Source organism: Aliiroseovarius sp. ABM4_368 (genome assembly GCF_056161205.1).
The window spans coordinates 745,099-770,305 of record NZ_JBSWYR010000001.1; the positions used below are offsets into that span (position 1 = coordinate 745,099).

Here is a 25,207-nt window from a genome sequence, read left to right on the forward strand (position 1 = left end):
ATGGCTAGAATTTCGGCCTTCTGACGCGCTCGATCTGCATCCAGTCGGGCGCACCTATGAAGTATTCATAGGCAAACAGCGCCAGACAGATTGCGATCACGATCAACCCAAACACAACCCGCTTGGTCGAGGGCGGGTTGCGAGCCCATTTTGACATGCGAAACAGCCAAAGTGGGTTCATTTGTCAGCTCTCGCCGTCTTGAGGGTCTAAGAACCGCACCTTGCCGATATGCGGCAAGTTGCGGTTGCGTTGGGCAAAGTCGATGCCATAGCCCACGACGAACTCATCTGGGATCTCGAACCCGGTCCAATCGGCCTTTACATCGACCTCGCGCCGGGATGGTTTGTCCAGAAGGGCGATGGTGCGCAGCTTGGCTGGCCCCTTAGCTTTCAACAGCTTGATCACGTGCTTCAGTGTAAATCCGGTGTCGACGATATCCTCTACCACCAGCACGTCACGCCCAGAAATCTCGCCGCGTAAGTCCTTGAGAATACGGACTTCTCTGCTGCTTTCAGTCGAATTCCCGTACGAGGACGCTTCCAGAAAATCGACTTCAACCGGCAGATCCAGCTCGCGGACAACATCCGCGATGAAGACGAACGAACCCCTCAGTAACCCGACAACAACCAGTTTGTCGGTACCATCAAATTCGTCGTGAATTTCTTTCGCCAGTTCTTCCACCCGCGCGGCGATTTGCTTGGCAGAAATGAGCGTATCAATGACATATGGTCGCTGAACCATGGCTTCCCCCTTGATTCTCGACTGCATTCCTAAGACATGTGCGTCTGACAAAGAAGGAAAAAACCGAACCATGCCCACACATGGCGAAAAACGCGTAATGCCCTATACCGTGGCCCAGATGTACGATCTTGTGGCGGATGTGGGCAGGTATCCAGAGTTTCTTCCGTGGAACTCGGCCGCGCGGGTGCGTCGGGTGGTGCCGTTGGACGATGGACGGCAGTTGATGGAGGCCGATCTGGTGATCAGCTTCAAGGTCTTTCGCGAACGGTTCACCAGCCGCGTGACCTTGGATCAGGCCGGACAGCGGATTGATACCGAATATCTGGATGGCCCGTTCAAGTATTTGAAATCCTTTTGGATCTTCAAAGAACACCCGCAGGGTTGCGAGGTCGAATTCTTCGTAGATTTCGAGTTCAAAAGCCGGATGCTGCAAAAGGTAATTGGCCTCGTGTTTAACGAGGCGATGCACCGGATCGTGGTGGCGTTCGAGAAACGCGCTGCCGCGCTCTATTCCGACTGATCAGCTGATCAAAAGAACCGCGATGGCGATCAGGGCGGGCAGGGCTTGCACCTGAAAGATCTTCTTGGAGGCAGTGGCGGCCCCAAAAATACCGGCGACGGCGACGCAGACCAGGAAAAACAGCGCCACGTTCTGCGCCCAAACAGGGTCAGAAATCACCCGAGACCAGATCAGGCCGGCTGCCAGAAAACCGTTATAAAGCCCCTGATTGGCAGCCATCGCTTTGGTCGGCGAAAAGAGATCGCGCGGGAAACTGCGAAAGACCTTCGGGCCACGGCTTTCCCAAGCGAACATTTCGAACCATAGGATATATAGATGCAGCGCGGCGATCAGCAGGATCAAGATGGTCGCAAGGTTGCTCATGGTTCAGTCCTTTTCAGCAAGGGGATGGTGGGTGAAAACCAGCTCGCGCAGGCGTTCTTCCAAAACATGCGTGTAAATCTCGGTCGTGGCCAGATCCGCGTGCCCCAACAGCGCCTGAATGGATCGCAGATCCGCACCATGTGCCAGAAGATGCGTTGCAAATGCGTGGCGCAGACGGTGGGGTGTGACGTCATTGGGCGCGACCCCGGCGATCACCGCAATCTCTTTGATAATCGCATAGAAACGGTGTCGCGTGAGATGGCCTAATGATCCCGTCGATGGGAACAAGAAGGGCGAGGGCTTCGCGCCCTTTTCCATCCGCGCGATGTCCTCGGACTTATCTCGGCAGAACAGCCAATCGGATAAGGCTGCGCGGGCCTCGGACGACAACGGGACCAACCGGTCCTTATCGCCTTTGCCGCGGATCAACAGAAGTTGCGGATCACCCCGGGCGGCAGAGACGGGCAGGGTGACAAGTTCGCTTACGCGCATTCCAGTGGCGTAAAGAAGCTCCATCAGACAGGTGTTTCGCAGACGGTCGGCTTCGGTACGTCCGACCTCGCGCGCGGCGCCCAGAAGGGCTTCGACCTGATCCTCGGAAAGCGTCTTGGGCAAGGATTTCATTTGGCCGGGCCCACGGATTTTCAGCGCGGGATTGTCGGTGCGCCAGCCTTCTTCGTAAGCAAAACGATAAAGCTGTTTGATCGAGGACAGCCTGCGTGCACGTGTCGAAGCCGCCAGTCCCTGCACGTCACAATCGACCAGAAAGTCTTCGATATCCGCGCGCGCCAACGTGTCAAATGCCAACTTCTTGCGTTCAAGGAATTCTGTAAACGCCTTCAGGTCCCGGCCATAGGCCAATCGCGTGTTTTCTGACGCCCCAAGCTCGGCCGCTTGGGCATCCAGAAAGGCAGAAATCCACCGCGCGTGATCTGGGGTCATCCGCGCCTCTCGAGGATCAGAACCTCAAGCGCGGCTTGTCGGGCGATACGTTCCAACCCAATGTGGCGGAAGAAGGCCAGCGCATCTGCGATTTCGTCCAGATTTCCGTGTGTTCCGTTTTCGTAAAGTGCGATGGCCCGCAGGATCGCCTCGCCCATGCGATCGCTGTCCATAAGGGATTTCAGCCGAACAGGCACTTCATTTGCGTTTAACCCTTCGACCACGGCGCGCGAGGTTGCGTTATACGCCGTTGCGCTGTCGGTCTCGCCCAAGGCTATGGCAGTCAGTAGGCTTTCCCGTTCGTCTCGTCCAAGTGCGGGCCACGCGGCGGCAAATTCCTCGCTCTCGGCGGACAGAAGCCCCAGCGAAAGCGCGACACTCCGTGCGCCAGAATCGGTTGGGATTTTCGAGATCAACCGGCTGCCGAACAAACGCGCAAAAGGCACCTCAAGTGCTGCGTCTTCGATCTGAGGCCACAGCATATTCAGCGATGCTGACAGGGCGGCCTCGTTCCCGTTGTTCAGGCTTTGCTCGAACCGTCGAACGGTTTGCATCCGGTCCCATATCCCACCCGATGCCGCCGGTCGGCGCTCGGTATACAAGCCCAGCAATTGGTTCGGCGTGGCCGAGCCCACACGCGCCAAACGCTCGCCTGCTTCAGCGCGCGCTTTCCAACCTACATTGGCGCGCAGATCGGCCTGCGCGAACGCCAAGGGCAGGTTGCCGGTTGGGATGTGCTCGCCGATGGCTTCGAACACGCGATAGGTCAGGGGGGTGAGATCCGGTGGGCGCCGCAAGGGCGGCTCGCCCTCGAACAGTTCCGGGTCCAGAAAACGGGCCAGAAGCGCGTCCTCGAAATCGTTGATGTATCCCAAGGCGCGTCCGGTCTCGAGCGTCAAAACTGCCGCGTCCCATTCGCCTGATCGCGCCAAACAAAAGACGCGCGCAGGATAGGTGGGGCTAAGGTCGGGCGAGTTCTTTAATACCTCGCAAAACCGATCCTCGGATCCCAGCAAAAGTGCCGTGTCAAACCCACGTCTGAAAACGCGCGGGTTGGTGTTGCCAGCGCGGTCCAAAAGCGCCTCGGCCTGATCCAGCGCTCCGACAGCCAGCAGACGGTCGACACGGGCCATGAACAGACGATCATCTCCTGTACGTGCGCCTTTGGGCGGGTTCAGCTCGGTCAACAGCAGCGTGTTCAGCAGGTCCTGCATCGCAGGGTACAGGTAAAGCGGCATCCCGGTGATCCGGCGGGCCAGATCATCAGGGCGCGATTGGCCCCACAGGTCGCGGGCAAAGCCGGTGGTCGAACTGGACAACAGGCCCACCGCATCCAGAACAGGCGTCTCAATCAGGCTCATGGTGACCTGCGCAACCGAAGCACCGGTCGCGGTCTCGGGTTCATTCGGGTCGGGGGGTAAAACGGCGCTGTCGATAGACGGCGCGGGCAGGGCCACACTATCCGAAAGCCAACCAATCGCAGACATCGGTGCCGAGCCTTGCGTGCTTTGCGCCTGCGCAGCCCCGATGGACAGGGCAAAAACCGCGCCTAACGCCGCGGCCTTGTGACACCCGTTAACCGCCATTCAGCGTCACGGTGCTGCTTTGCGGCGCGCTGGGGGGCGACATATCGCCAAGATAGGCATAGCCCGACAACCCAATCACGCCCAGAATTGCCAGAAAGAACAAAAGCTTGATCAAGCGGATCAGCATAGAGAGTCACCTATTTTTCTGCCTCGGGTATCGTTTTGCTGATTTTATATATGGTATTTTCCCCAAGATCACGCCATTCAGGAAAGAAATCTGGTTTTGGGCAAGTGGGCGCCGCTTTGGCATTTAACGTGAAAAAATCCATCGTCATGGTGGGCATGATGGGGGCGGGTAAAACCGCTGTCGGACAGGCGCTTGCCGCCCGTCTGGATGTGCCGTTTCTGGACAGTGACGAGGAAATCGTGCGCGCCGCGAACATGTCCATAGCTGAGATCTTTGAACGTGATGGCGAGGCGTTTTTTCGCGACCGCGAGACCGAGGTAATCGGGCGCCTTCTGGATGGTGAACGCGCCATCCTGTCAACTGGTGGCGGAGCCTTTATGGCCGAGCGCAATCGCCAGATGATCAGCGAACGCGGCGCGTCCGTCCTGCTGCGCGCGGATCTGGAGCTTCTGTGGAACCGGGTCAAGCACAAGGACACGCGGCCTTTGTTGCGTACTCCCGATCCCAAGGCCACTCTGACCGAGATTTATGACGCGCGCGTACCGGTTTACGAGCTCGCCGATCTGGTTGTGGACGCCCATCCTGACTTTACCATCGCACAGATGACCGACGCTGTGATCGAGGTTCTGAAAACCCGTCCCGATGTGCTTGAGGAGACCCCCGCATGACCACCGTTCACGTCCCCTTGGGGGATCGCGCCTATGACGTGCGGATTGCACCGGGATTGATTGCACGCGCGGGCGCTGAAATCGCGCCTTTGCTGCCGCGCTCCAAGGTCTGGATCGTGACCGAAGAAACCGTCGCAGGGCTGCATCTGGAGGCTTTGAAAGCCGGACTGTCCACCGAAGGCATCGCGTCCGAGGCGTTGATCCTGCCGCCCGGGGAAGCCACCAAAAGCTGGCCTTACTTGATGCAAACCGTCGAATGGCTGCTGGATCAAAAGGTTGAACGCAAAGACGTCGTTGTGGCCTTCGGTGGCGGTGTGATCGGGGACCTTGTGGGCTTTGCCACTGCAATCCTGCGGCGCGGCGTGCGGTTCGTGCAGATGCCAACTTCGCTTTTGGCTCAGGTCGACAGCTCGGTCGGTGGCAAGACTGGTATCAACGCGCCACAGGGCAAGAACCTGATCGGCGCCTTCCATCAGCCCTCATTGGTGCTGGCCGATATCGACGTGTTGGGCACGCTGAAACCCCGCGATTTTCTGGCTGGTTACGGCGAAGTTGTAAAATACGGCGGCCTTGGCGATGCGTCTTTCTTTGACTGGCTCGAACAGAACGGCCCCGCGCTGGCAGCTGGCGATCAGGCCCTGCGGGAAGAGGCCGTGCGCTGGTCCGTCCAGATGAAGGCCGACATCGTAGTGCGCGATGAAACCGAACAAGGCGACCGTGCGCTTCTAAACTTGGGCCATACCTTCGGCCACGCGTTGGAAGCGGCGACCGGCTATTCAGACCGTCTGCTTCATGGCGAAGGCGTTGCTATCGGCTGCGCACTGGCTTTTGAAACCTCGGCGCGGTTGGGGCTGCTTAGCCAAGAAAGCCCCTCGCGGTTCCGTCAGCATCTGGCAGCGATGGGGATGAAAAAAGACATCAGCGACATCCCCGGCGATCTGCCCGATGCAGATGGGTTGATCGCGTTGATGGGGCAGGACAAGAAGGTCGTGCAGGGCCAACTGCGCTTCATTCTGGCGCGCTCTATCGGGGACGCCTTCGTCGCCGATGACGTGGACATGGGCGTGGTCAAGGACGTCCTAGAAGACGCGCTTAAGTAACTCTATTTTCTTACAAAAATGTCCTGGAGCGCGAGGCCGAGTCACGCATCCGCCCGTGCTCCAAAAGGCAAGACATAAAAAAGGCGCCCAACCGTGAGGCGGGCGCCTGAAATTCTGTCATGCAATGCGCGATTTAGAACGGGATTTCGTCATCGAACCCGCCGCCGCCTGCCGGAGCAGGACCGCCGCCACCTTGGTTGTCGCCGCCAAAGCCTCCGCCTTGGTTGCCACCGCCGTAGCCACCTTGACCGCCGCCATAGCCGCCACCCTGACCACCTTGGCCGCCACTGCGGCCGTCCAGCATGGTCAGTGTGCCGTTGAAGCCTTGCAGGACAACCTCGGTCGAATAGCGATCATTGCCCGACTGGTCTTGCCATTTGCGGGTCTGCAACTGTCCTTCCACATAGACTTTCGAGCCTTTGCGCAAGAATTGCTCACACACGCGCACCAAGCCTTCCGAGAAGACTGACACAGTGTGCCATTCCGTCTTTTCGCGACGCTCGCCCGTGTTGCGATCTTTCCAGGTTTCCGAGGTCGCAATGCGCAGGTTGCACACTTTGCCACCATTCTGGAAGGTCCGTACCTCGGGATCTGCGCCCAGATTACCAATAAGCATGACCTTGTTAAGCGAACCCGCCATCCTGCGTCCTTTCGATTCTAGATTGGGCCATATGGTTACACCATAAATGGGCGAGGGGAACGCGATTTCTGCCGTGCAAACGGCCCAATTCGCCGAGTTTCGCGCGATCAATCGCGCAACCCTTCCCAGAGCCACCTATTACCCCTATATTGTCGCTGTATTCAAACTGGGGGCGGGACATTGCGCCAACGCGTATTCACCATCGCCGGGCTGAGCATTGTAGCAGCCCTTTCAATCGAGGCACCGCGCAACGTGGCCATGGCCGAAAGCCTGTTTGGCTCTTCGGGCAGTCGAAGCACGTTTAACTCACAGCTGAACGTGCTGGATTCTCGTGCTGCGCAACAATACTCAAACTCGTCGCGTCTTAAGCCGAATGCGCCCAAAACACCGGCCAGCTATGGCATTCCCACCTATTCGGGAAATTATAAGGGTCAGTTCCTGCCGGTGGCACAAGCAATGGCGCGGCGACACGGTATCCCCGAGGACCTGTTCCTGCGCCTTGTGCAACAGGAAAGCGGCTGGAACCCGAAGGCGAAAAGCCATGCGGGCGCTATTGGCCTTGCACAGCTTATGCCCTTCACCGCGCGCAAACTGGGTGTAGATCCTTGGAACCCCTCGCAAAATCTGGAAGGTGGCGCACGATATCTGCGCCAGCAATATGACCGCTTCCGGTCATGGCGTTTGGCCCTTGCAGCGTATAATGCCGGCCCGGGTGCTGTCGAAAAATACAACGGTGTCCCGCCATATCGCGAAACCCAAGGCTATGTAAAAGCCATTTTGGGCAGCTAAACCCCGCGACCTTCCGGACCGGAATAGGCGCGTTCCACCTTGGCAACGCGCAAGTGATACTGCGCATACCACCGTGTCTTCCCAAGTTTCTGCGCCATCAGATGACCAACATCCGCTTTCCACGCGGAAATCGCAGCCTCATCACGCCAATAGGATACGGTTATTCCAACCCCGAACGCATCCCGCGTGCTTTCGACACCGATGTAACCTTCTTGCTTTTCGGCCAGCTCGACCATCTTGTCGGCCATTTGTTCATAGCCCTGCGTATTCGCGGTCAGCTGGTTGGTGAAAATCACCGCATAATAAGGCGGTTCAGGCAGGGGGGCGAAACGGGTGTCGTCAAATGACATCGGCGCATCCTTTCAAAGATACGCCTATGCTTAGTTCAAATGACACGCGTCGTCACTCGGCGTTTGGCAACACTTTCTTGCGCAGCCAATCAGCGCGCTTCTTAACCCCGCTTGCGGAATTGGGATGGAGTCTGCCCGGTTTGCTTCTGAAAGGAACGCGTGAAATAGGCTGCCGAGGCAAAACCAAGCGAAGCCGCGATGTCCTTGATTGGCACGCGAGTTTCGGTCAACAACCGCCGCGCTTCATAGGTCACACGGTCTTGCAAAATCGCCGAGGCCGGTCGCCCGCAGGCACTGTTGCACACACGGCTAAGATGTGTGGGCGTAATGCCCAGATCGGCCGCATAATCCCGCACGGTTTTCGCGCTGTGAAAGTCTTTCTCGACCAATGCTGTAAAGGCATTGACCAGACGCTGCCCGGATTTGCGTTTGATATCGTCTTCGTCAATCGCTTCGATCTGACGCTCCAACCAGACCGAGATCAATCCCGCATGGCACATCATTGCGCGGTCGGCACGCTCGGTGCCTTTGCCCATCTCGCGCTGAAGGTCATCCACCAGATTGCTAAGTTCGATCTGCCGATCCGCCTCGCGCAGGCGCAAATGGACGGTGTCCTGAGGCAAGCCCAATTGCACTTCGCTGTCTTGTGGGAACACGATGATTGTGCCCGACACTTGGCTGGTCATTTCGAACCCATGCATCGTGCCGGCAGGCAGATAGATGCAGTTATGCGGGCCATAACCCGCCGTCACGCCGTTTACCGTGATACGGCCTTGTCCGCGCGTGAACCACAAAAGGACCGGCGCACCATACGAGCGCATGGCTTCCGTACGCCAGCGCCCACCAGCGCCCAGACGTACCAAAGGAAGCACTCGAAAAGGGGATTTCGGGATGTTTGAGTCAGTCATAAGAATACAATCGCAGCAGCCAGCAAAAATCACTTTACCGCTCAATCGCTAACTTAACCTGTTCGACCTGTCTCAGTTTTTTTGACACATTACAACTTTTCCACAGGGTCATCCACAAGATAAGTGGCTTTGCTGTGGATAACTTAGCGGGCGTGGAATTCCTTGTGCCGTTAGTGATCGGTCCCAAGGGGAATCACCTGCCAGTTCTTCATACGCTTTCGAAACCACGTGCGTTGGCGTTTGGCGTATTGCTGGCTGGCGATGATGGCGGCGGCGCGGGCCTGATCCAGCGCGATCTCACCCTTCAGATGCGCGATCAGTTCCGGCGCGCCAATGGCTTTCGAGGACGGCGCCTTGGGATCCCATGTGGCAAGGTTCTGGCGCGCCTCGTCCAGCGCGCCTTCTTCCAACATAATGTCAAACCGCCGCTCGATCCGGTCGCGTAACCAATCGCGTTCAGCATCCAGATGGAAGGCGCGGGCCGAGGTGAGGGGCAGAAGGGGCGGGGGGGTGTCGTCCTGCCAACTGGCCAGCCCGAGGCCTGTCGTATGCTGAACCTCCCACGCGCGGGCGACGCGGGCGGGGTTGCGGGTGTCGATCCGAGCCAGAGTATCCGGGTCCAGATCCGCCAGAAGCGCGGATAAGCCACCTTCGACCAAGCGTGCTTCACCCTCGGCCCGGATGGCGGGCGGGGTAAGCGGGATGTCGGCCAACCCCTCGGTCAAAGCGGTCAGGTTCAGCCCCGTGCCACCGACAATGATTGGCCGCTTGGGGCCTTGCAAAATTGGTGCAACTTCGCGCAGCCAATGCCCCACGGAATAGTCCTGATCGCCAGCAATATGCCCGTACAAAAGATGCGGCGCACGGGCTTCATCCTCCACCGAGGGACGCGCGGTCACAATGCGCCAGTTTGCAAAAACTTGCAGCGCATCTGCGTTCACAATCACTCCGCCCGAGGCTTCGGCAATCGCCAATGCCAGCGCCGATTTGCCCGACGCGGTGGCCCCTGCAATCAGCACAGGTTGATCACCGCCAACCTGACGGGCCAGTGCATCTATGCTGTCTTCTGCGCTCGACACGTGAAGTCGTCCTTAATTTTTTGAAGCCACAAGCGGATCGCTCATTGATCATCCGGCCCTAATCGGTCAAATTGCCGGGCAACACAATCACGACAATCAGAGAGTGGCAACAGATGAGTGATCAGGCCCAGACCACGGCAGAGGGTGAAACCCCGCAGCCGACCTATAAACGTGTCATGCTGAAAATCTCGGGCGAGGCCCTAATGGGGGACCAAGGCTTCGGCCTGAACCCACCCACAGTGGAACGTATCGCGCGCGAAGTGAAGTCGGTCCATGACATGGGGGTCGAGATCTGCATGGTGATCGGCGGCGGCAACATCTTCCGCGGGCTTCAAGGCTCGGCGCAGGGGATGGAGCGGACCACGGCGGACTATATGGGAATGCTGGCCACGGTTATGAACGCGCTGGCAATGCAATCCGCGCTGGAAGGGCTAGGGGTGTATACCCGCGTGATCTCGGCCATTCCGATGGATCAGGTCTGCGAGCCTTACATTCGCCGCCGCGCCGTACGCCACCTTGAGAAAAAGCGCGTTTGCATCTTCGCCGCGGGCACCGGTAACCCGTATTTCACCACCGACACAGCCGCCACACTGCGCGCCAACGAAATGGCCTGCGAGGCGATCTTCAAGGGCACCAAGGTGGACGGCGTTTACGACAAAGACCCGGTCAAGAATGACGATGCGGTGCGCTATGACACGGTGTCTTATGACGATGTGCTGGCGAAACGACTGGGCGTCATGGACGCGTCCGCCATCGCGCTGGCGCGCGACAACAACCTGCCGATCATTGTGTTTTCGCTGGATGAACCCGGCGGCTTCCGCGGCATTCTGGACGGGCAGGGCACCTATACGCGGGTTGGTGGATGACACCAAAACGGGGCGGAAAATCGCCCAGATGAACTTGTTTGCCACCGTCAGAGGAACCTGACCTATACAATCAGGGGGTGGTGGCGTTATACCGGGCGAAACACGCTCGGTTTATAAGAGCTTGAAAGACGAAGGGAACGCCAAGCGATGGCTGACGAAGAGTTTGAACTGGATATCGACGATCTGGAACGCCGGATGGAGGGTGCGCTTGGCGCTTTAAAGACTGAATTTGCATCGCTGCGCACTGGGCGTGCTTCGGCCTCGATGCTGGATCCGATCACGGTCGAGGCGTATGGCCAACGCACACCCTTGAATCAGGTCGGTACCGTGAACGTGCCCGAACCGCGCATGGTGACGGTCAATGTCTGGGACAAAAGCATGGTTCAGGCGGTTGAAAAGGCCATTCGCGAAAGCGGTTTGGGCATCAACCCGCAGCTCAATGGTACAATCATCATGCTGCCGATCCCCGAGCTGAACGAAGAACGCCGTCGCGAACTGACCCGTGTCGCTGCTCAGTACGCTGAACACGCCCGTGTGGCCGTGCGCAACGTGCGTCAGGACGGTATGCAGCAGATCAAAAAGGGCAAGGACAACATGTCCGAGGATGACGCGAAAATGTGGTCGGACGAGGTTCAGGAACTGACCGACAAATTCGTTGGCGTCGTGGATAAAGCCTTGGAAACCAAACAAGAAGAGATCATGCAGGTCTAAGCCTGCATTCTTCTTATGTTTTTTTAATAGGTATTGGATCAGTTGATGGATATGGCAAAGTCGGAGAAACCGGCCAAGGCAAAATCGCCCGGGCATGTTGCCATCATCATGGATGGCAATGGTCGCTGGGCGCAGCGCCAAGGCAAGCCGCGCTTGTTCGGGCATCGGGCAGGGGCCAAGCGCGTGCGGGAAATCGTGCGCGCCTGTCCAGATCTGGACGTGAAGTACCTGACCATCTTTGCCTTCTCGACCGAAAACTGGAAACGATCCGAGGTCGAAGTCACCGGGCTGATGAGCCTGTTTCGTCGTTACATCAAGAAAGAAGCCCGCGCCCTTGTCGACGAAGGCGTCCGCGTACGCTTCATCGGTGATCGCGCCCGGCTGGGCAAAAAGCTGACCAAGCTGATGGCCGAGCTGGAAGAGATGACGGCAGGGAATGATCACGTCAACCTGACCATCGCGCTGAACTATGGCGGCCGGGACGAGCTGACCCGCGCTTCGCAACGGATGGCGCAGGACATTGCAAGTGGTGTGCTTTTGCCGGAAGCGGTGGATGAAGAAACCGTTTCAACCTATTTAGATACAAGATCTTTACCGGATCCAGACCTTGTCATTCGCACATCGGGCGAGACACGGATCTCGAATTTTTTGCTGTGGCAATCCGCCTATGCCGAATACGAGTTCATCGAAACGCTGTGGCCTGATTTCTCGGAGAAAGTGTTTGGCGAGGTCGTGGATCGCTTCTCGGGCCGTGACCGTCGGTTTGGTGCTGTGAAACAGGCCGCCGAATAGCAGCGCGCAGGGCACTCTTTGAACTTGAGACCCAGACCGCGCAATGCGATAACCTCCTAATGAGTTCTGAAACATCCCCTTCAAAATGGGCCGATCTTGCGCCCCGCTTGTTATCAGCGTTTGCTATGGCGGCAATCGCAGTGGCGGCCATCTGGCTGGGCGGCGCGGCCTATCTGGCGCTGATCACAGTCGTCATCGGCCTTTGCATGTGGGAATTTGCGCGTCTGTTACAATCGCCCCCGACAGCCTTGCCCATCGTGCTTGGTTTGGCGGCCGCCGGTGGTATCCTGTTGTGCAGCTTTGGGCCGATCAATGCGCCCGGTGTCGTTCTGTCACCGCAGATCGCATCGCTGTTCATCGCACCTTTGATGGGAGCGATTTTGGCCAACCAGCACCGTGTTTTGTTCTTTGCTTACGGGCTATTGATCATGCTGGCCGGGCTTGGTTTTCTAGCGATGGGCCCTGGCGCCGTGCTGATCTGGTTCATCCTGATCATCATCATCTCAGATGTTGCCGGATATTTTGCGGGCCGCATGATCGGAGGCAAGAAATTCTGGCCGCGCGTCAGCCCGAAGAAAACCTGGTCCGGCACAATCGCAGGCTGGGTAGGCGCCTTGATCCTTGGCGTTATCGGCGCGTCTCAGGGTGTGTTCACACCGCTTGAAGCTGCCTTTGTACCCCTGATCGCCTTCGCAGGCCAAATGGGGGACATCGCCCAAAGCGCAATCAAGCGGATGGTGGGGGTGAAAGACAGCTCGAACCTGATCCCGGGCCACGGCGGTGTGCTGGATCGGTTTGACGCCATGATCGGCGCGGCAGGGGCCTTGGTGCTGCTGTCGGGCATCGCATCGCTGATCTTTGCAGGATAAGCAAAATGAACGCCCGCAACCGCATTTCAATCGCCTTGGCGACCTTGATAAACCCGCAATCACTGACCAGATGAAACCCGAGCCGAAGCTCCAAGCGCCCGAACCGAAGGACACGACCAACACATGGATCTGATCAGCTTCCTGCCCGATTTCGGCAATATTGCCTTCACGATCCTGGCTTTTGTGGCCGCCCTGACGGTAATCGTCGCGGTGCACGAATACGGCCACTACATCGTTGGCCGGTGGAGCGGCATCAAGGCAGACGTGTTTTCCATCGGGATGGGGCCGGTGCTGTTTGCCCGCACCGACCGCCACGGCACCCAATGGCAGATCGCCGCCTTTCCCGTTGGCGGATATGTGAAATTTCGCGGTGACGCCAACGCGGCGTCTGCCGGGGCGGATGAGGCTGCACTGGCCGAACTGTCGATTGAGGACCGCCGCCACACCATGCATGGCGCGCCCCTGTGGGCACGGACAGCCACCGTGGCTGCTGGGCCGATCTTCAACTTTATCCTGTCCACGTTGATCTTCGCGGGGCTGATGATGTCCACGGGCGTCGCCCGCGATCCGCTTGCAGTAAAAGCCGTCATGGACGTGCCGGGGATGGAGCAGGGGCTGCGTCCGGGCGACGAGGTTCTGTCCATCGCGGGCATCGACACACCGCCCTTGGCCGAGTTTTACACTGTGATCGAAAAACTTCCTGAAACCGATCTGGTCGAGTATCGCGTCAACCGAGATGGGCAGGAACTGACGGTTTCAGCCACCCACCCCTATCCGGCGCTAGTCGGATCGGTCAGCCCGCAATCCGCGGCGTTCGAGGCGGGCCTGAAAGAGGGCGATCTAATTCGCACGGTCAATGGTGAAACCGTTCCAACCTTCAACGCCCTGCGCGAGATCGTGGTGAATGGTGACGGGGAAAAGCTGTCTTTGGGCATCTATCGTGATGGCGCTGCTATGGACGTAACCCTGACCCCACGCCGTCAGGATGTTCCCACGGCGGATGGCGGGTTTGAAACCCGTTGGCTGATCGGCATCACCTCGGGCATGGTGTTTGAACCTGCGACCCGTCCGGCCGGTGTCTGGGAAAGCCTTTCGTCGGGTGTTGAACGGGTAATCTACATCATTCAAAGCAGCCTTTCGGGCTTGTGGCACATGATCACTGGCGCGATTTCCAGCTGCAACCTGTCGGGACCGCTTGGTATTGCACAGGTCTCGGGGCAGGTGGCGTCGCAGGGCGCTGTCAGTTTCGTGGCCTTCATCGCCATGCTGTCCACCGCCATCGGCATGTTGAACCTGTTCCCCATCCCCGTTCTGGATGGCGGGCATTTGGTATTCTACGCGTGGGAGGCCGTAACCGGCAAACCACCCGCCGAAAAAGTGCTGAACATCCTTCTGGCCATGGGGTTGGCGGTGGTGCTGACCTTGATGGTGTTCGGCCTTTCAAACGACCTCTTCTGCCCCTGATCCAGACGCCTTTGCGGCCCGTTTGACGCAATCCGCCATTCGGTGAAACTGCTGCGCCAAAGGCGAGCTTGCCCGCCAAACCATACCGATGGTGCGGCTTGGCTTGGGCGCGTCAAAGCGGGATACGGTAACAGGGGCAGATCGAGTTTCGACCGCAACGGCCATATCCGGGATCAGCGTCACGCCCATTCCTGCGCCGACCATTTGCACCAATGTGGTCAGCGCGCTGCCGTCTAATGTCTCGCGCGGGTTAGAGCTTTGCACATCGCAAAACGACAGCGCCTGATCGCGGAAACAATGGCCTTCTTCCAGCAGCAAAAGCCGCATCTCGCGCAAACCCTCGCGATTGGGGATGGGTTTGTCTTTGTCGGCCAGCGGTCGCACAAGAACGAATTCCTCGTCAAACAGCTGCACTTCGGTCAGGGCGGGGTCTGATATCGGCAGGGCCAGAATAGCCGTGTCAATTCGCCCATCCACCAGCTCTTTGATCAGGTTCGAGGTCATCGTCTCGCGCATATAGATCTCGGCGCCGGGAAACGTACCGGTCAGTTCCCGCACAATCGTGGGCAACAAATAGGGCGCGATGGTGGGAATCACACCGATCCGAAGTTCGCCCACCCAATGATCTTTTGCAGCACGTGACACGTCCTCAAGCTCGTCCACAGAGCGCAGAATATCCTGCGTTCGCCGTAAAAATTCGCGCCCCAGAGTGGTTAGGCGCACCTGACGCGGCATCCGTTCACACAGAACACATCCCAGCGCTTCCTCAAGCTCTTTAATTTGCACTGACAGGGCGGGTTGCGACACAGCACAGGCATCCGCCGCGCGCCCGAAATGGCCGTGCTCAGCCAAAGCATCGAAGTATCGAAGCTGGCGTAGGGTGATATTACTCATAATGTTTACCTATTGCCGGGATTAAAAGGTGTAATTTCCTCTTATCAATCGACAGCGCTAAGGTGAAGCCTATACGGGACGGGAATCACCGTCGCCAGCCAATCCAAACTTATGGGAGTCGCAAGATGGACGGAAACTCGATGGGCAAATGCCCGATCGCACATGGCGCAACGAATGTTGGAATGCGGTCGAACAAAGACTGGTGGCCCAATCAGCTGAACCTGCGGATACTGCACCAGAACTCGACCAAGTCGAACCCGATGGGGAAAGACTTTGATTATGCCGAGGAATTCAAGTCGCTGGACCTTAAGGCTCTGAAAGCAGACCTGACTGCGCTGATGACTGACAGCCAAGACTGGTGGCCCGCAGACTATGGTCATTATGGTGGTTTCTTCATCCGCATGGCGTGGCACAGCGCAGGCACCTATCGTACGGCAGACGGTCGTGGCGGGGCAGGGACCGGGCAGCAGCGTTTCGCTCCGCTGAACTCGTGGCCTGATAACGTGAACCTCGACAAGGCGCGGCGCCTTCTGTGGCCGATCAAGCAGAAATACGGAAACAAGATTTCATGGGCGGATCTTATGATCCTTGCTGGCAACGTCGCCATCGAAAGCATGGGTGGGCCGACCTTTGGTTTCGCCGGAGGCCGCGCAGATGTGTGGGAGCCTGAAGAAGACACCTATTGGGGCGCCGAGACCGAATGGCTGGCCGAAAGCGGCAGTGAAAACAGCCGTTACTCGGGCGAACGCGACTTGGAAAACCCGCTGGCCGCGGTTCAGATGGGTCTTATCTATGTGAACCCGGAAGGCCCGGATGGAGAACCGAATATTCTGGCCTCGGGCCGCGACATCCGCGAGACCTTTGCCCGCATGGCGATGAATGACGAAGAAACAGTCGCACTGGTTGCTGGCGGCCATACGTTCGGTAAGGCACATGGGGCAGGGGACCCGGCACTGGTTGGCCCCGAACCCGAAGCCGCCGGGATCGAAGAAATGGGCCTTGGCTGGACCAGCAAACACGGCACAGGCAAAGGTGACGACACAATCGGCTCGGGGATCGAAGGCGCGTGGACTGCGAACCCAACCCAATGGGACAACGGTTATTTTGATCTGCTGTTTGGCTATGATTGGAACCTGACCAAATCGCCTTCGGGCGCCTGGATCTGGGAACCCGTCGGCGTCACCGAAGACCACATGGCCCCAAAGGCGCATGATCCGTCGAAGAAAGTTCCGACCATGATGACCACGGCGGATATGGCGATGCGGATGGACCCGATCTATGGCCCCATTTCCAAACGGTTCCATGAAAACCCGGACCAGTTTGCCGATGCCTTTGCGCGTGCATGGTTCAAGCTGACACACCGCGATATGGGACCACGCGCACGTTATCTGGGCGCAGAGGTCCCCAGTGAAGAGCTGATCTGGCAGGATCCGATTCCGGCCTCGGAAACGGACCTGAGCGACGCGGATGTGACTGCTTTGAAGGCGGCCGTTCTGGATACCGGGCTGAGCATCTCGGACCTTGTGAAAACCGCGTGGGCGTCGGCCTCATCTTTCCGGGGTTCAGACATGCGCGGTGGAGCGAATGGTGCGCGTATCCGTCTTGAGCCGATGAAAAGCTGGGAGGCCAATGAGCCCGAAGCGCTGGACCGCGTCCTGACCCGCTTGGAAGAGCTGCGTGAGAGCTTTGGCAAGCCCGTGTCGATGGCTGATCTGATCGTCATCGCTGGGGCCGCCGCAGTGGAACAAGCCGCTGCCGATGCGGGCCAATGTATTCTGGTTCCGTGCACTTTGGGTCGCGGAGACGCGACACAAGAGATGACTGAAATCGTAGGTTTCGAGTATCTGGAACCAGAAGCGGACGGTTTCCGCAACTGGCAACGGACCGAATTCACAATCTCGCCCGAAGAGCTGCTTGTTGACAAAGCACAGCTGTTGGGACTGAGCGCCCCCGAAATGACAGTGCTTGTCGGCGGATTGCGGGTTCTTGGTGCCAATCACAGTGGCAGCGCGCATGGTGTCTTTACGCAAAACCCTGGCAAACTGAGCACGGATTTCTTCGTGAATGTTCTGGATATGCGTACCAAGTGGGCAGACCAGGGCGACGGCACCTATGCAGGCACTGATCGCGCGACTGGCGACCAAAAATGGACTGCCACACGCGTCGATCTTGTCTTTGGTTCAAACTCGCAACTGCGCGCACTGTCCGAGGTTTATGCCCAAGACGACGCTGGCCAGAAGTTCGTGAAGGATTTCGTCGCAGCCTGGACCAAAGTGATGAATGCCGATCGGTTCGATCTGAACTGATAGCGACGTTCGCTACCAAAACCCCTTGAGCGATTAAGGGACATAGTGGTTACCACCGGAGGGGTTATTCGGTGGTGGCCCAACTATATTTTTGCCGCTTTTTTAAGCAGAGGTTCACAAACCCGCGAGAAAGCCAGATCTTTACCCGCGGAAAGAATTTACTTTAAAGTGACCCACAACGACTATTCGAAACGAACGAGTTGGACAGTCTTGTCTAAAGGGTCTTGAATATGGTTGCCTATAACTTCAATCTTCCGATCTATGGGTTTGACCAATGGTCGGGCGCCAGTACCAACAACACAGTTCAATACCAATCAGGAACGTCATTCTCGCTTAATCCTGGCGCGGCTTTGACAATTATTGAAGTCGAAGATGATGACGGAAACCCAGCTGGATCGCCGAACAATGCGTTTTCCGATGGGTACATTGATGTCACAGGCGATGGGTCACCATCAAACACCGCAAACAACGACCAGGTGTTGACACAACCCGTTACGATCAACGGGACCACCTACCAAGCTGGTGATCAGGTAGAGCTCGAGTTCGCATTTACCACAACAACCGGTGAGACTTTTTGGATTATCCGGATTGATGGCACCAATGTTGGAATAAGTGGGCCGACACTTCCTGTTCCTGGTACGTCTTACACCGTCGCAAGCAGCCAAGATGGGCAGCAAACGCCGATCGAGAACATACCGTGCTTTGTCTCTGGCTCGCTTATCGAAACGTCACGTGGACTGGTCAAAGTTGAAGATATATCCGTTAACGACCTTGTTCTGACGAAGGACAATGGATTTCAACCCGTTCGTTGGGTCGGAAAACGCCAGCTAGACAGCGTAGATCTGGCACTTAGCCCAAACATACGACCGATAAAGATCTCTGCGGGGGCGCTTGGTGATGGCATACCGTCGCAAGACCTGTTCGTTTCACCCCAGCATCGTGTTCTGGCCAGCTCAAACATTGTGCGCCGGATGTTTGGGACAAACGAAGTCTTGGTTTCGGCAAAATCACTTCTTGCTTTGGACGGAGTCGATGCTGCTGCTCCGGCAGACACGGTCTGCTATGTACATCTTCTTTTCGATGCGCATCAGGTGATTTTCTCTAACGGGGCGCTGACCGAAAGTCTGTATCTTGGACCTGAAGCGCTGAAATCTGTCCCCGAGAAAGCGCGGGATGAACTGCTTTTGCTTTTTCCAGAGCTAAAAGATTCAGATTTCAAAGACGTTCCTGCTGCGCATATCCCATCAGGCCAACGTCAGCGCGGGATGATCGCGCGGCATGTTAAAAACGGACGATATCTGGTTTCGTAGTCATGTTTGCCTCAGAGGTCGTTGTCAATCAATGAAACGACTGCTGGGCGCGTGAGGCGTAATACCTGTGAAGGCCGAGATCATACGTCTTGCAGCCTTGGGTGTTTTGCGAGGGCAGGGGACGCAGACCTTTGCGCACGAACAAGGCAATATCGGACGGTCACCCAGTTAACAGTACGTTCTGCGCAAACTGGGCGCCATCTTTCCTTTACTGGATCTATGACCCTTGTTCGCAGAACCTCAAACGATTGCCGAAGGGATCATGCACTTGCATTTGCAGCCCCCATGGCATCTTTTCCAAGCCGGGGCGGTTAAAGGTATACTGTTTGTCCATCAGTTCTAGATGGAATGCGCGTAGGTTCGTCGTCGGAATGAACGCATTTGAACCCGGGCTGGCATCATTGTGATGTTCAGACAAATGCAATTGTAATCCTGCCCGTTCTACCGCCATGTAAAGCGGAAGATCGTCTGCAATGCGATGTTCAAAGGCAATGGAAAACCCAAGAAATCCGCAATAGAACTCGCGCGCTTTGTCCTCGTCGAAGAACCTTAAGATTGGGTTGCAATCGGTGAACTCGATTGCCTCAGGTGCTGCACGTTCGAGCACGGCCGTTGCTGTGTTCCAGTCAGCAAACCCGAGACTGGCAGCAATAAGTTCCAGCGCTTTGCCATGTGGAACGTGAATGTCGTCAGCACTTAGGGCTACACGCAGTTTTTTGGCCATGGACTTGGCCTGGTCAGAGCTGATCATCTATCTCTCCATACCAGCACATATTCAGCGGTGCGCGCGTTGCCGACCGAATGCTGGTCGGAAAATCAAACGAAGTTATTCAAGGCGCTTTCACCGTTCCCGAGGGATGCGCGCGGCAGATAGCGCTGACCGCGTGGAACTTGAAGACATGCCCACGAATTGTCAACGACGGCATCCATACAGCCGCGTGGACCACTCGATATTACTTTCGATCAACGACAGGGCGTTGCCGCGCTTTAAAGCAGCGCATATCTTGGTGTGGACTCACGGTGAAGTGCAACAACTGAGATTAAATCCTATCATCTCGGTCGGCGATTTTGAACTGACGTTTGTTAAGCGCGGCCGGGGAGCGCGGAGACATCAAAAATCGCAGCGTTCACCGGCTGCGCGATGTGGTTGGCTGGTTGAGTTTCGAAGCTACTTGGGTTGGCAAAGCGAGAGATACTACTTAGGGTATAAAAAAGAAAACTATTGCATATTCTGGTTTTGCCGCGCTCTGTCTTTTTGGTGTTGGCGCTATTATTTTCGACTTCCGTAAGAAGGCCAATCGTCCTCCCAAACGCATAAGCAGCCAAGAACATAAGCCCCACTCCTCAATAGAACCGACGGCCGAAGCCAGGCGACTACAGAATGGCGGCACGATTGGACCGGGTCAAACTGGCGGAGGTGCTGATTTTGGGCTTTCTTAATGAATAGGCGGCCTCAAGACTGCACTACTGCCGCACATCCCCCGTCATCTTATGATCTCCCCGCCGCTTCCCAGAGGCACTCACGAAACACTTCAGCCGGTGTCCGCCAACCGAGACATTTGCGTGGTGTCGCATTGAGATGGTCGCCGATCGCTAGAAGTTCTTCGTTTGAAAGGAACGTTGGGTCTTTCTTACGCGGTAGATAGCGCCGTAGCCGGTTGTTTGTGTTCTCAACCGTGCCTTTCTGCCAAGGTGCTTGTGGGTCGCAGAACCACGGATCTACACCAAGCCCGGCCTTGAGATGGGCCCAAGCTGTGAACTCTGTGCCACGATCGAAAGTGATCGAGCGGCGTGCTTCAGCGGGCAGGGGACTTAGGCTTCTGATCAGACCTTCCATCACTGGCTTCGATTGCCGATCCTGATTCTTAAGAACCACGGTATATCGGCTGACACGTTCGACCAGTGACGTGATGTTTGCCTTGCCGAACTCCTTGCGAAACTGGACCAGATCACATTCCCAGTGTCCAAATTGCTGGCGATCTGAAATGACGTCCGGCCGTACTGAGATCGACAAGTGAACAGGGAAGCGAACCCCATGATGACGACGCATTCCGCGCCGGCGCCTTAAGCGGCGCTGTTCTGGCAGATGCTTGAAAAACTGCTCCGCGCGACCTTCCTTCGAGTAGGCATAGCGATAGATCGTCTCGTGACTGATGCGGGTCGGATGGTGTTCAAACTTCATTCGCCCCGCAATCTGTTCCGGCGACCACCCAGCTCTTAGACGATCTTCAACCGCGGCCTTCAACTGCGGCGATCTGACAAGCTTTCTGTGAACAGCGCGTCGGCGTTCATAGGAACTTTGCGCCGCCAAAACATAATAGCCATTCAGTTGTGGAAGTTCAGTATCACGATGCGCGTAGCGCCGGATCTCCCGATAAAGCGTGGAACGGTCACGGCCCAGATATTCCGCGATCTCTCGCACAGGAATCTTGGCTTCAAGTGACTTCGCCAGTATCTTGCGTTCTTTTAGGTTCAAGTGGGGGTAACAACGGCCCATCGGAAAACTCCATGTAACAACTTGTTTTAATACAGAAGTTGCACTTCATCTGTGAACCCACCTGGCTACACATATTAAACGCATAATACATATTATGTTAATATTTGATGTAACAAACATCGAATTTCATTCTCGAACCTGCCAACTATTCAAATATCTCGACAACAAGATAAAAAATGCTGATAAATCAGTGTCCGCATAAGGAAAACGATATGAGTTCACTGTTAATTTTAAACGGCCCCAACCTGAACATGCTTGGGACGCGGCAGCCCGAGATTTATGGCGAAATGCGTTTGGATGACATCAAAAACGCCTGTATTGCCTATGCGGAAAAGCTGGGACATTCTTGTCAGTTCGAGCAAACGAATGACGAAGGCACACTTGTGACGATGATCCAGAATGCGCGCGGTGTGCATGATGCGATCATTTTGAACGCTGGCGCCTATACTCATACATCTATCGCGCTTATGGATGCGATTGTCGCATCCGAAGTGCCTACGATCGAGCTTCACTTGTCGAACATCCACGCACGCGAGGAATTTCGCCACAAATCCTACATCGCGCCTGTGGCGATTGGGCAGATCTGCGGGTTTGGCGCCAAAGGGTACATTCTGGCGATTGACGCCGCCGTGGGTGGCGCCGAGTTTCCCTGATGCTTCAATATGTTAAAAGCATCTGTGAATGTGAAACAATGGCCGACGTCTGGGAGATCCATTGCGATAAGATGGAGAGTTTCGGCTTTGATCGGCTGATCTATGGCATCACGCATTTCATGACACCGAATTCGTTCGGGCCACGCGAAGACGTGATGACCCTGTCCTCGCATGATCCAGAATATATGGAACACTATTATGGGCTAGAGCTGTATCGCTCTAGCCCTATGCTTATGTGGGCCGCGGAAAACACAGGCTCTTGCAGCTGGTCCTGGATTCAGGACAACATCGACATGATGGACAGCAACAACCGTAAAGTTATGGAATTGAACCGGAAAATGGGTGTAACCGCCGGCTATACTCTTTCGTTTCAAGAGACGTCGCGCCGATCCAAAGGCGTCATTGCTTTAACGGCAAAACCCGGGCTGACCCAAGATGCCGTGGATGCCATTTGGGGCGAACACGGCGAGATGATCGAAGCGCTAAACAACATCGCGCATCTTAAAATGATCTCACTGCCACTTAGCACCGAGCGCGCCACCCTGTCTAAGCGGCAACGCGAGGTTCTGGAATGGGTTGGCGACGGGAAAACCAATCAGGACATTGCCACCATTCTTGGCGTCACCCCGGCGACAGTTGAGAAACATCTGCGCATTGCACGAGACAAGCTTGGCGTCGACACCTCGGCACAGGCTGTTTTGAAGATGTCGTTCCTGAATCAGATATTCACGCCCGACAAACCCTAGAAACCTGATCTTATGGTTATGTAGGCGCGCTTATCTGCAACAAATTTCCTCATAAAGATCAGTTTGTTTACCTAACGGAAGGAAAGGTAGGGATTCCCGTACTTCCCTATTTTACACGAATCAGGCATGTTTAATGCGTTCCGTGAGTGGTGGCTTTGGCCTTGGGACATTTTGGGGTGAACGGACTGTGATTTCAGATCGCGTTTCATTCTTCCGGTAAAACGGAGCTGGTGCTGATGGAGTATTGATCCCAAAGGCACCAGCACTTACCAGATACAGTTTATCTGCTTGCAAAGCGCTGACCTTGGTCGGCGCTTTTTGCTTTCGGTGGGCCATTCAATATGGTTCCAGCAGCCAGTCATTCGTAAAAGAAAAGGCCGGTCACAAAGACCGGCCTTTCAATTCTCAGGCTGTTGGCGGGGCAAGCGCCCTGCCCTGTCTTGGCTTAGCCTTGAACAGCAGCGGCGACTTCAGCAGCGAAATCGACTTCTTCTTTCTCGATGCCTTCGCCAACTTCCATGCGAACGTAGCCGACGATCTCGGCGCCAGCTTCTTTGGCAGCAGCTTCAACAGTCAGATCTGGGTTGATGACGAAGTCTTGGCCCAGCAGGGTAACTTCTGCCAGGAACTTCTTCATGCGGCCCTTGATCATGTTCTCGATGATGTTCTCGGGCTTGCCGCTTTCACGGGCCTGATCGGTCAGAACCTGACGCTCTTTCTCGACGATGGCCGGATCCAGAGCAGCTTCGTTCAAAGCCTGCGGGTTTGCAGCAGCGATGTGCATTGCGATCTGACGACCGAATGCTTCGTCGCCACCGTTCATTGCAACCAACACGCCGATCTTGCCCATGCCGTCGGTGACAGCGTTGTGGACGTAGGTCACAACGTTTTCGCCTTCGACCGACGCCATGCGACGCAGCGACATGTTTTCGCCGATGGTGGCGATTTTGTCGGTGATGGTGTCGGCAACGGTTTTGCCACCCATGTCCGCGCCATTCAGCGCGTCAACATCCGAAACGGTCAAAGCAGCGTTTGCGATGCCCGAAACCATGTCTTGGAATTCAGCGTTTTTCGCAACAAAGTCGGTTTCCGAGTTCACCTCAACCGCGACGCCTTTGCCATCAGCCACGGTCACAGCGACCAGACCTTCAGCGGCGGTACGGCCAGCTTTCTTGGCGGCTTTCGCCAGGCCTTTGGTGCGCAGCCAGTCCTGAGCGGCTTCCATGTCGCCGTCGTTTTCGACCAGGGCTTTTTTCGCGTCCATCATGCCAACGCCGGTGGATTCACGCAGTTCTTTTACGAGTGCAGCAGTGATTGCCATGTCTCTACTCCTTGGGGTCTCCGATCGGGTGATAATCCCGCCGGGTATCAATTCAGTGACAGTTGCGCGGACCAGTCCCCTGCCCCGCGCACGCGGTCTGTCTTATTCTGCCGGAGCAGCTTCTTCAGCAACGGCTTCTTCTGCCGGTGCTTCTTCCATCGCACCCAGGTCGATACCAGCAGCGCCCATCTGGGCCGACATGCCGTCCAGAGCCGAACGGGCAACCAGATCACAGTACAGAGCAATTGCGCGTGCAGCGTCATCATTGCCCGGGATAATGTAATCCACACCTTCCGGCGGGCAGTTGGTGTCCACAACAGCAACAACCGGGATACCCAGTTTGTTTGCTTCTGCGATGGCCAGGCTTTCTTTCTTCACGTCAATGACGAACAGCAGATCAGGAACGCCGCCCATTTCGCGGATCCCGCCCAGCGACGCTTGCAGTTTCTGCTGGTCACGCTCCATGCCCAGACGCTCTTTCTTGGTCAGGCCTTCAGCACCCGACGCCAGCTTCTCGTCTACCTCTTTCAGGCGGTTGATCGACTGCGAAACGGTCTGCCAGTTGGTCAGCGTGCCGCCCAGCCAACGGTGGTTCATGTAGTACTGAGCCGACTTTTCAGCCGCATCAGCGATCGGGCCAGCGGCCTGACGCTTGGTGCCGACGAACAGAACACGACCGCCTTTAGCAACGGTGTCACGAACAGCGTTCAGTGCAGCGTCCAGCATCGGCAGGGTCTGGGTCAGGTCGAAAATGTGGATCCCATTTCGTTCACCATAGATGAACGGAGCCATACGGGGGTTCCAACGTTGGGTCTGGTGACCAAAGTGAACACCAGCTTCGAGCAGCTGGCGCAGCGAAAAATCAGGCAATGCCATTTCTATATCCTTTCCGGTTTCATCCTCGGCGCTGCGTTTCGAAGGTTCCCCTTCAACCGGTGGACACGATGGGGATGTCTCCCCCAAA

The 25,207-nt window shown here is 56.5% G+C and carries 29 protein-coding genes; 13 read left to right on the plus strand and 16 right to left on the minus strand.

The genetic code is table 11. The features are described 5' to 3' along the window. Positions 1-4: 4 nt before the first annotated feature. Together ACXAH3_RS03750 and hpt are read right to left on the minus strand one after the other, a co-directional pair. A complete protein-coding gene (locus ACXAH3_RS03750; RefSeq protein WP_474860725.1) occupies positions 5-181 on the minus strand; it encodes a hypothetical protein in 177 nt (58 codons plus the stop codon). Positions 182-184: 3 nt separating this feature from the next. Continuing rightward, entirely contained in the window at positions 185-742 is a 558-nt protein-coding gene (hpt, locus tag ACXAH3_RS03755) for a hypoxanthine phosphoribosyltransferase (RefSeq protein WP_474860726.1), read from the minus strand. 70 nt (positions 743-812) lie between these two features. On the opposite strand from hpt, the gene ACXAH3_RS03760 reads away from it, so the two are divergent. Continuing rightward, complete coding sequence (locus ACXAH3_RS03760; RefSeq protein ID WP_474860727.1) at positions 813-1,262, plus strand: type II toxin-antitoxin system RatA family toxin; 450 nt, start codon at positions 813-815, stop codon at positions 1,260-1,262. Here the strand turns inward: ACXAH3_RS03760 and ACXAH3_RS03765 are convergent, their stop codons facing one another. The 4 genes from ACXAH3_RS03765 to ACXAH3_RS03780 are packed head-to-tail and all read right to left on the minus strand — an operon-like array spanning position 1,263 to position 4,280. Beyond that, the gene (locus tag ACXAH3_RS03765) at positions 1,263-1,625 is read right to left on the minus strand and encodes a DUF1304 domain-containing protein (RefSeq protein WP_474860728.1); all 363 of its coding nucleotides are present in this window, start codon (positions 1,623-1,625) and stop codon (positions 1,263-1,265) included. It lies immediately after the preceding gene. 3 nt (positions 1,626-1,628) lie between these two features. Further along, on the minus strand, positions 1,629-2,567 hold the full coding sequence (locus ACXAH3_RS03770) for a site-specific tyrosine recombinase XerD (RefSeq protein ID WP_474860729.1): 939 nt from the start codon (positions 2,565-2,567) through the stop codon (positions 1,629-1,631). After that, on the minus strand, positions 2,564-4,153 hold the full coding sequence (locus ACXAH3_RS03775; RefSeq protein WP_474860730.1) for a hypothetical protein: 1,590 nt from the start codon (positions 4,151-4,153) through the stop codon (positions 2,564-2,566). Before ACXAH3_RS03775 ends, ACXAH3_RS03770 begins: the two co-directional genes overlap by 4 nt. Beyond that, positions 4,143-4,280, minus strand: a complete 138-nt coding sequence (locus tag ACXAH3_RS03780; protein ID WP_247091798.1) for a hypothetical protein — start codon at positions 4,278-4,280, stop codon at positions 4,143-4,145. Before ACXAH3_RS03780 ends, ACXAH3_RS03775 begins: the two co-directional genes overlap by 11 nt. Positions 4,281-4,330: 50 nt before the next feature. On the opposite strand from ACXAH3_RS03780, the gene ACXAH3_RS03785 reads away from it, so the two are divergent. Together ACXAH3_RS03785 and aroB are read left to right on the plus strand one after the other, a co-directional pair. After that, the gene (locus tag ACXAH3_RS03785; protein ID WP_474860731.1) at positions 4,331-4,948 is read left to right on the plus strand and encodes a shikimate kinase; all 618 of its coding nucleotides are present in this window, start codon (positions 4,331-4,333) and stop codon (positions 4,946-4,948) included. Next, complete coding sequence (gene aroB, locus ACXAH3_RS03790) at positions 4,945-6,048, plus strand: 3-dehydroquinate synthase (RefSeq protein WP_474860732.1); 1,104 nt, start codon at positions 4,945-4,947, stop codon at positions 6,046-6,048. Before ACXAH3_RS03785 ends, aroB begins: the two co-directional genes overlap by 4 nt. 133 nt (positions 6,049-6,181) lie before the next feature. Here aroB and ssb read toward each other — a convergent pair whose 3' ends face one another. After that, positions 6,182-6,688 carry a single-stranded DNA-binding protein gene (gene ssb, locus ACXAH3_RS03795; RefSeq protein WP_474860733.1) on the minus strand — a complete coding sequence of 169 codons (507 nt, stop codon included), beginning with the start codon at positions 6,686-6,688 and terminating at the stop codon, positions 6,182-6,184. Positions 6,689-6,946: 258 nt separating this feature from the next. On the opposite strand from ssb, the gene ACXAH3_RS03800 reads away from it, so the two are divergent. Continuing rightward, entirely contained in the window at positions 6,947-7,477 is a 531-nt protein-coding gene (locus tag ACXAH3_RS03800; protein WP_474861148.1) for a lytic transglycosylase domain-containing protein, read from the plus strand. Here ACXAH3_RS03800 and ACXAH3_RS03805 read toward each other — a convergent pair. The 3 genes from ACXAH3_RS03805 to miaA all read right to left on the minus strand — a co-directional run bounded on the left by ACXAH3_RS03805 (position 7,474) and on the right by miaA (position 9,814). Further along, positions 7,474-7,827: an antibiotic biosynthesis monooxygenase family protein gene (locus ACXAH3_RS03805; protein ID WP_474860734.1), complete on the minus strand. Its 354-nt coding sequence runs from the start codon at positions 7,825-7,827 to the stop codon at positions 7,474-7,476. The two genes, ACXAH3_RS03800 and ACXAH3_RS03805, sit on opposite strands and share 4 nt — an antisense overlap. A gap of 101 nt (positions 7,828-7,928) precedes the next feature. Then, positions 7,929-8,735 carry an AraC family transcriptional regulator gene (locus ACXAH3_RS03810; protein WP_474860735.1) on the minus strand — a complete coding sequence of 269 codons (807 nt, stop codon included), beginning with the start codon at positions 8,733-8,735 and terminating at the stop codon, positions 7,929-7,931. A gap of 170 nt (positions 8,736-8,905) precedes the next feature. Beyond that, on the minus strand, positions 8,906-9,814 hold the full coding sequence (gene miaA / locus ACXAH3_RS03815; RefSeq protein ID WP_474860736.1) for a tRNA (adenosine(37)-N6)-dimethylallyltransferase MiaA: 909 nt from the start codon (positions 9,812-9,814) through the stop codon (positions 8,906-8,908). 113 nt (positions 9,815-9,927) lie between these two features. Between miaA and pyrH the strand changes: the two genes are divergently transcribed. The 5 genes from pyrH to rseP all read left to right on the plus strand — a co-directional run bounded on the left by pyrH (position 9,928) and on the right by rseP (position 14,516). Beyond that, positions 9,928-10,680, plus strand: a complete 753-nt coding sequence (gene pyrH, locus ACXAH3_RS03820) for a UMP kinase (RefSeq protein ID WP_474860737.1) — start codon at positions 9,928-9,930, stop codon at positions 10,678-10,680. Between the two features lie 147 nt (positions 10,681-10,827). Further along, on the plus strand, positions 10,828-11,391 hold the full coding sequence (gene frr, locus ACXAH3_RS03825; protein WP_474860738.1) for a ribosome recycling factor: 564 nt from the start codon (positions 10,828-10,830) through the stop codon (positions 11,389-11,391). A gap of 51 nt (positions 11,392-11,442) precedes the next feature. Continuing rightward, positions 11,443-12,183 (plus strand): isoprenyl transferase, encoded by a 741-nt coding sequence (locus tag ACXAH3_RS03830; protein ID WP_474861149.1) that lies wholly within the window; start codon positions 11,443-11,445, stop codon positions 12,181-12,183. A gap of 59 nt (positions 12,184-12,242) precedes the next feature. Continuing rightward, the gene (locus ACXAH3_RS03835; protein WP_474860739.1) at positions 12,243-13,052 is read left to right on the plus strand and encodes a phosphatidate cytidylyltransferase; all 810 of its coding nucleotides are present in this window, start codon (positions 12,243-12,245) and stop codon (positions 13,050-13,052) included. Positions 13,053-13,175: 123 nt separating this feature from the next. Then, entirely contained in the window at positions 13,176-14,516 is a 1,341-nt protein-coding gene (rseP, locus tag ACXAH3_RS03840; RefSeq protein ID WP_474860740.1) for an RIP metalloprotease RseP, read from the plus strand. On the opposite strand, the gene ACXAH3_RS03845 is transcribed toward rseP, so the two are convergent. After that, positions 14,493-15,410, minus strand: a complete 918-nt coding sequence (locus ACXAH3_RS03845) for a LysR substrate-binding domain-containing protein (protein ID WP_474860741.1) — start codon at positions 15,408-15,410, stop codon at positions 14,493-14,495. The genes rseP and ACXAH3_RS03845 overlap by 24 nt on opposite strands. A gap of 125 nt (positions 15,411-15,535) precedes the next feature. Between ACXAH3_RS03845 and katG the strand changes: the two genes are divergently transcribed. Both katG and ACXAH3_RS03855 read left to right on the plus strand, forming a co-directional pair. Then, positions 15,536-17,716, plus strand: a complete 2,181-nt coding sequence (gene katG, locus ACXAH3_RS03850; RefSeq protein WP_474860742.1) for a catalase/peroxidase HPI — start codon at positions 15,536-15,538, stop codon at positions 17,714-17,716. 230 nt (positions 17,717-17,946) lie between these two features. Continuing rightward, the gene (locus tag ACXAH3_RS03855) at positions 17,947-19,026 is read left to right on the plus strand and encodes a Hint domain-containing protein (RefSeq protein WP_474860743.1); all 1,080 of its coding nucleotides are present in this window, start codon (positions 17,947-17,949) and stop codon (positions 19,024-19,026) included. Between the two features lie 217 nt (positions 19,027-19,243). Here the strand turns inward: ACXAH3_RS03855 and ACXAH3_RS03860 are convergent, their stop codons facing one another. The 3 genes from ACXAH3_RS03860 to ACXAH3_RS03870 all read right to left on the minus strand — a co-directional run bounded on the left by ACXAH3_RS03860 (position 19,244) and on the right by ACXAH3_RS03870 (position 21,523). After that, positions 19,244-19,777 carry a glyoxalase superfamily protein gene (locus tag ACXAH3_RS03860; protein WP_474860744.1) on the minus strand — a complete coding sequence of 178 codons (534 nt, stop codon included), beginning with the start codon at positions 19,775-19,777 and terminating at the stop codon, positions 19,244-19,246. 332 nt (positions 19,778-20,109) lie between these two features. After that, positions 20,110-20,358 (minus strand): hypothetical protein, encoded by a 249-nt coding sequence (locus tag ACXAH3_RS03865; RefSeq protein WP_474860745.1) that lies wholly within the window; start codon positions 20,356-20,358, stop codon positions 20,110-20,112. A 157-nt stretch (positions 20,359-20,515) separates the two neighbouring features. Then, complete coding sequence (locus ACXAH3_RS03870) at positions 20,516-21,523, minus strand: IS30 family transposase (protein WP_474860746.1); 1,008 nt, start codon at positions 21,521-21,523, stop codon at positions 20,516-20,518. A gap of 212 nt (positions 21,524-21,735) precedes the next feature. Between ACXAH3_RS03870 and aroQ the strand changes: the two genes are divergently transcribed. Together aroQ and ACXAH3_RS03880 are read left to right on the plus strand one after the other, a co-directional pair. Beyond that, the gene (aroQ, locus tag ACXAH3_RS03875) at positions 21,736-22,176 is read left to right on the plus strand and encodes a type II 3-dehydroquinate dehydratase (RefSeq protein WP_474860747.1); all 441 of its coding nucleotides are present in this window, start codon (positions 21,736-21,738) and stop codon (positions 22,174-22,176) included. 38 nt (positions 22,177-22,214) lie between these two features. Further along, the gene (locus ACXAH3_RS03880; RefSeq protein WP_474860748.1) at positions 22,215-22,922 is read left to right on the plus strand and encodes a helix-turn-helix transcriptional regulator; all 708 of its coding nucleotides are present in this window, start codon (positions 22,215-22,217) and stop codon (positions 22,920-22,922) included. A 445-nt stretch (positions 22,923-23,367) separates the two neighbouring features. Here ACXAH3_RS03880 and tsf read toward each other — a convergent pair whose 3' ends face one another. Both tsf and rpsB read right to left on the minus strand, forming a co-directional pair. Then, positions 23,368-24,243: a translation elongation factor Ts gene (gene tsf, locus ACXAH3_RS03885; protein ID WP_474860749.1), complete on the minus strand. Its 876-nt coding sequence runs from the start codon at positions 24,241-24,243 to the stop codon at positions 23,368-23,370. Positions 24,244-24,345: 102 nt separating this feature from the next. After that, entirely contained in the window at positions 24,346-25,119 is a 774-nt protein-coding gene (rpsB, locus tag ACXAH3_RS03890; protein ID WP_474860750.1) for a 30S ribosomal protein S2, read from the minus strand. Positions 25,120-25,207 lie beyond the last annotated feature (88 nt).

Bases quoted from the DNA above. Each gene is read 5' to 3' on its own strand.
- ACXAH3_RS03750 (WP_474860725.1), bottom strand. From the start codon at position 181: ATGAACCCACTTTGGCTGTTTCGCATGTCAAAATGGGCTCGCAACCCG.
- hpt (WP_474860726.1), bottom strand. From the start codon at position 742: ATGGTTCAGCGACCATATGTCATTGATACGCTCATTTCTGCCAAGCAA.
- ACXAH3_RS03760 (WP_474860727.1), top strand. From the start codon at position 813: ATGCCCACACATGGCGAAAAACGCGTAATGCCCTATACCGTGGCCCAG.
- ACXAH3_RS03765 (WP_474860728.1), bottom strand. From the start codon at position 1,625: ATGAGCAACCTTGCGACCATCTTGATCCTGCTGATCGCCGCGCTGCAT.
- ACXAH3_RS03770 (WP_474860729.1), bottom strand. From the start codon at position 2,567: ATGACCCCAGATCACGCGCGGTGGATTTCTGCCTTTCTGGATGCCCAA.
- ACXAH3_RS03775 (WP_474860730.1), bottom strand. From the start codon at position 4,153: ATGGCGGTTAACGGGTGTCACAAGGCCGCGGCGTTAGGCGCGGTTTTT.
- ACXAH3_RS03780 (WP_247091798.1), bottom strand. From the start codon at position 4,280: ATGCTGATCCGCTTGATCAAGCTTTTGTTCTTTCTGGCAATTCTGGGC.
- ACXAH3_RS03785 (WP_474860731.1), top strand. From the start codon at position 4,331: ATGGTATTTTCCCCAAGATCACGCCATTCAGGAAAGAAATCTGGTTTT.
- aroB (WP_474860732.1), top strand. From the start codon at position 4,945: ATGACCACCGTTCACGTCCCCTTGGGGGATCGCGCCTATGACGTGCGG.
- ssb (WP_474860733.1), bottom strand. From the start codon at position 6,688: ATGGCGGGTTCGCTTAACAAGGTCATGCTTATTGGTAATCTGGGCGCA.
- ACXAH3_RS03800 (WP_474861148.1), top strand. From the start codon at position 6,947: ATGGCCGAAAGCCTGTTTGGCTCTTCGGGCAGTCGAAGCACGTTTAAC.
- ACXAH3_RS03805 (WP_474860734.1), bottom strand. From the start codon at position 7,827: ATGTCATTTGACGACACCCGTTTCGCCCCCCTGCCTGAACCGCCTTAT.
- ACXAH3_RS03810 (WP_474860735.1), bottom strand. From the start codon at position 8,735: ATGACTGACTCAAACATCCCGAAATCCCCTTTTCGAGTGCTTCCTTTG.
- pyrH (WP_474860737.1), top strand. From the start codon at position 9,928: ATGAGTGATCAGGCCCAGACCACGGCAGAGGGTGAAACCCCGCAGCCG.
- frr (WP_474860738.1), top strand. From the start codon at position 10,828: ATGGCTGACGAAGAGTTTGAACTGGATATCGACGATCTGGAACGCCGG.
- ACXAH3_RS03830 (WP_474861149.1), top strand. From the start codon at position 11,443: ATGGCAAAGTCGGAGAAACCGGCCAAGGCAAAATCGCCCGGGCATGTT.
- ACXAH3_RS03835 (WP_474860739.1), top strand. From the start codon at position 12,243: ATGAGTTCTGAAACATCCCCTTCAAAATGGGCCGATCTTGCGCCCCGC.
- rseP (WP_474860740.1), top strand. From the start codon at position 13,176: ATGGATCTGATCAGCTTCCTGCCCGATTTCGGCAATATTGCCTTCACG.
- ACXAH3_RS03845 (WP_474860741.1), bottom strand. From the start codon at position 15,410: ATGAGTAATATCACCCTACGCCAGCTTCGATACTTCGATGCTTTGGCT.
- katG (WP_474860742.1), top strand. From the start codon at position 15,536: ATGGACGGAAACTCGATGGGCAAATGCCCGATCGCACATGGCGCAACG.
- ACXAH3_RS03855 (WP_474860743.1), top strand. From the start codon at position 17,947: ATGGTTGCCTATAACTTCAATCTTCCGATCTATGGGTTTGACCAATGG.
- ACXAH3_RS03860 (WP_474860744.1), bottom strand. From the start codon at position 19,777: ATGATCAGCTCTGACCAGGCCAAGTCCATGGCCAAAAAACTGCGTGTA.
- ACXAH3_RS03865 (WP_474860745.1), bottom strand. From the start codon at position 20,358: ATGTTCTTGGCTGCTTATGCGTTTGGGAGGACGATTGGCCTTCTTACG.
- ACXAH3_RS03870 (WP_474860746.1), bottom strand. From the start codon at position 21,523: ATGGGCCGTTGTTACCCCCACTTGAACCTAAAAGAACGCAAGATACTG.
- aroQ (WP_474860747.1), top strand. From the start codon at position 21,736: ATGAGTTCACTGTTAATTTTAAACGGCCCCAACCTGAACATGCTTGGG.
- ACXAH3_RS03880 (WP_474860748.1), top strand. From the start codon at position 22,215: ATGGCCGACGTCTGGGAGATCCATTGCGATAAGATGGAGAGTTTCGGC.
- tsf (WP_474860749.1), bottom strand. From the start codon at position 24,243: ATGGCAATCACTGCTGCACTCGTAAAAGAACTGCGTGAATCCACCGGC.
- rpsB (WP_474860750.1), bottom strand. From the start codon at position 25,119: ATGGCATTGCCTGATTTTTCGCTGCGCCAGCTGCTCGAAGCTGGTGTT.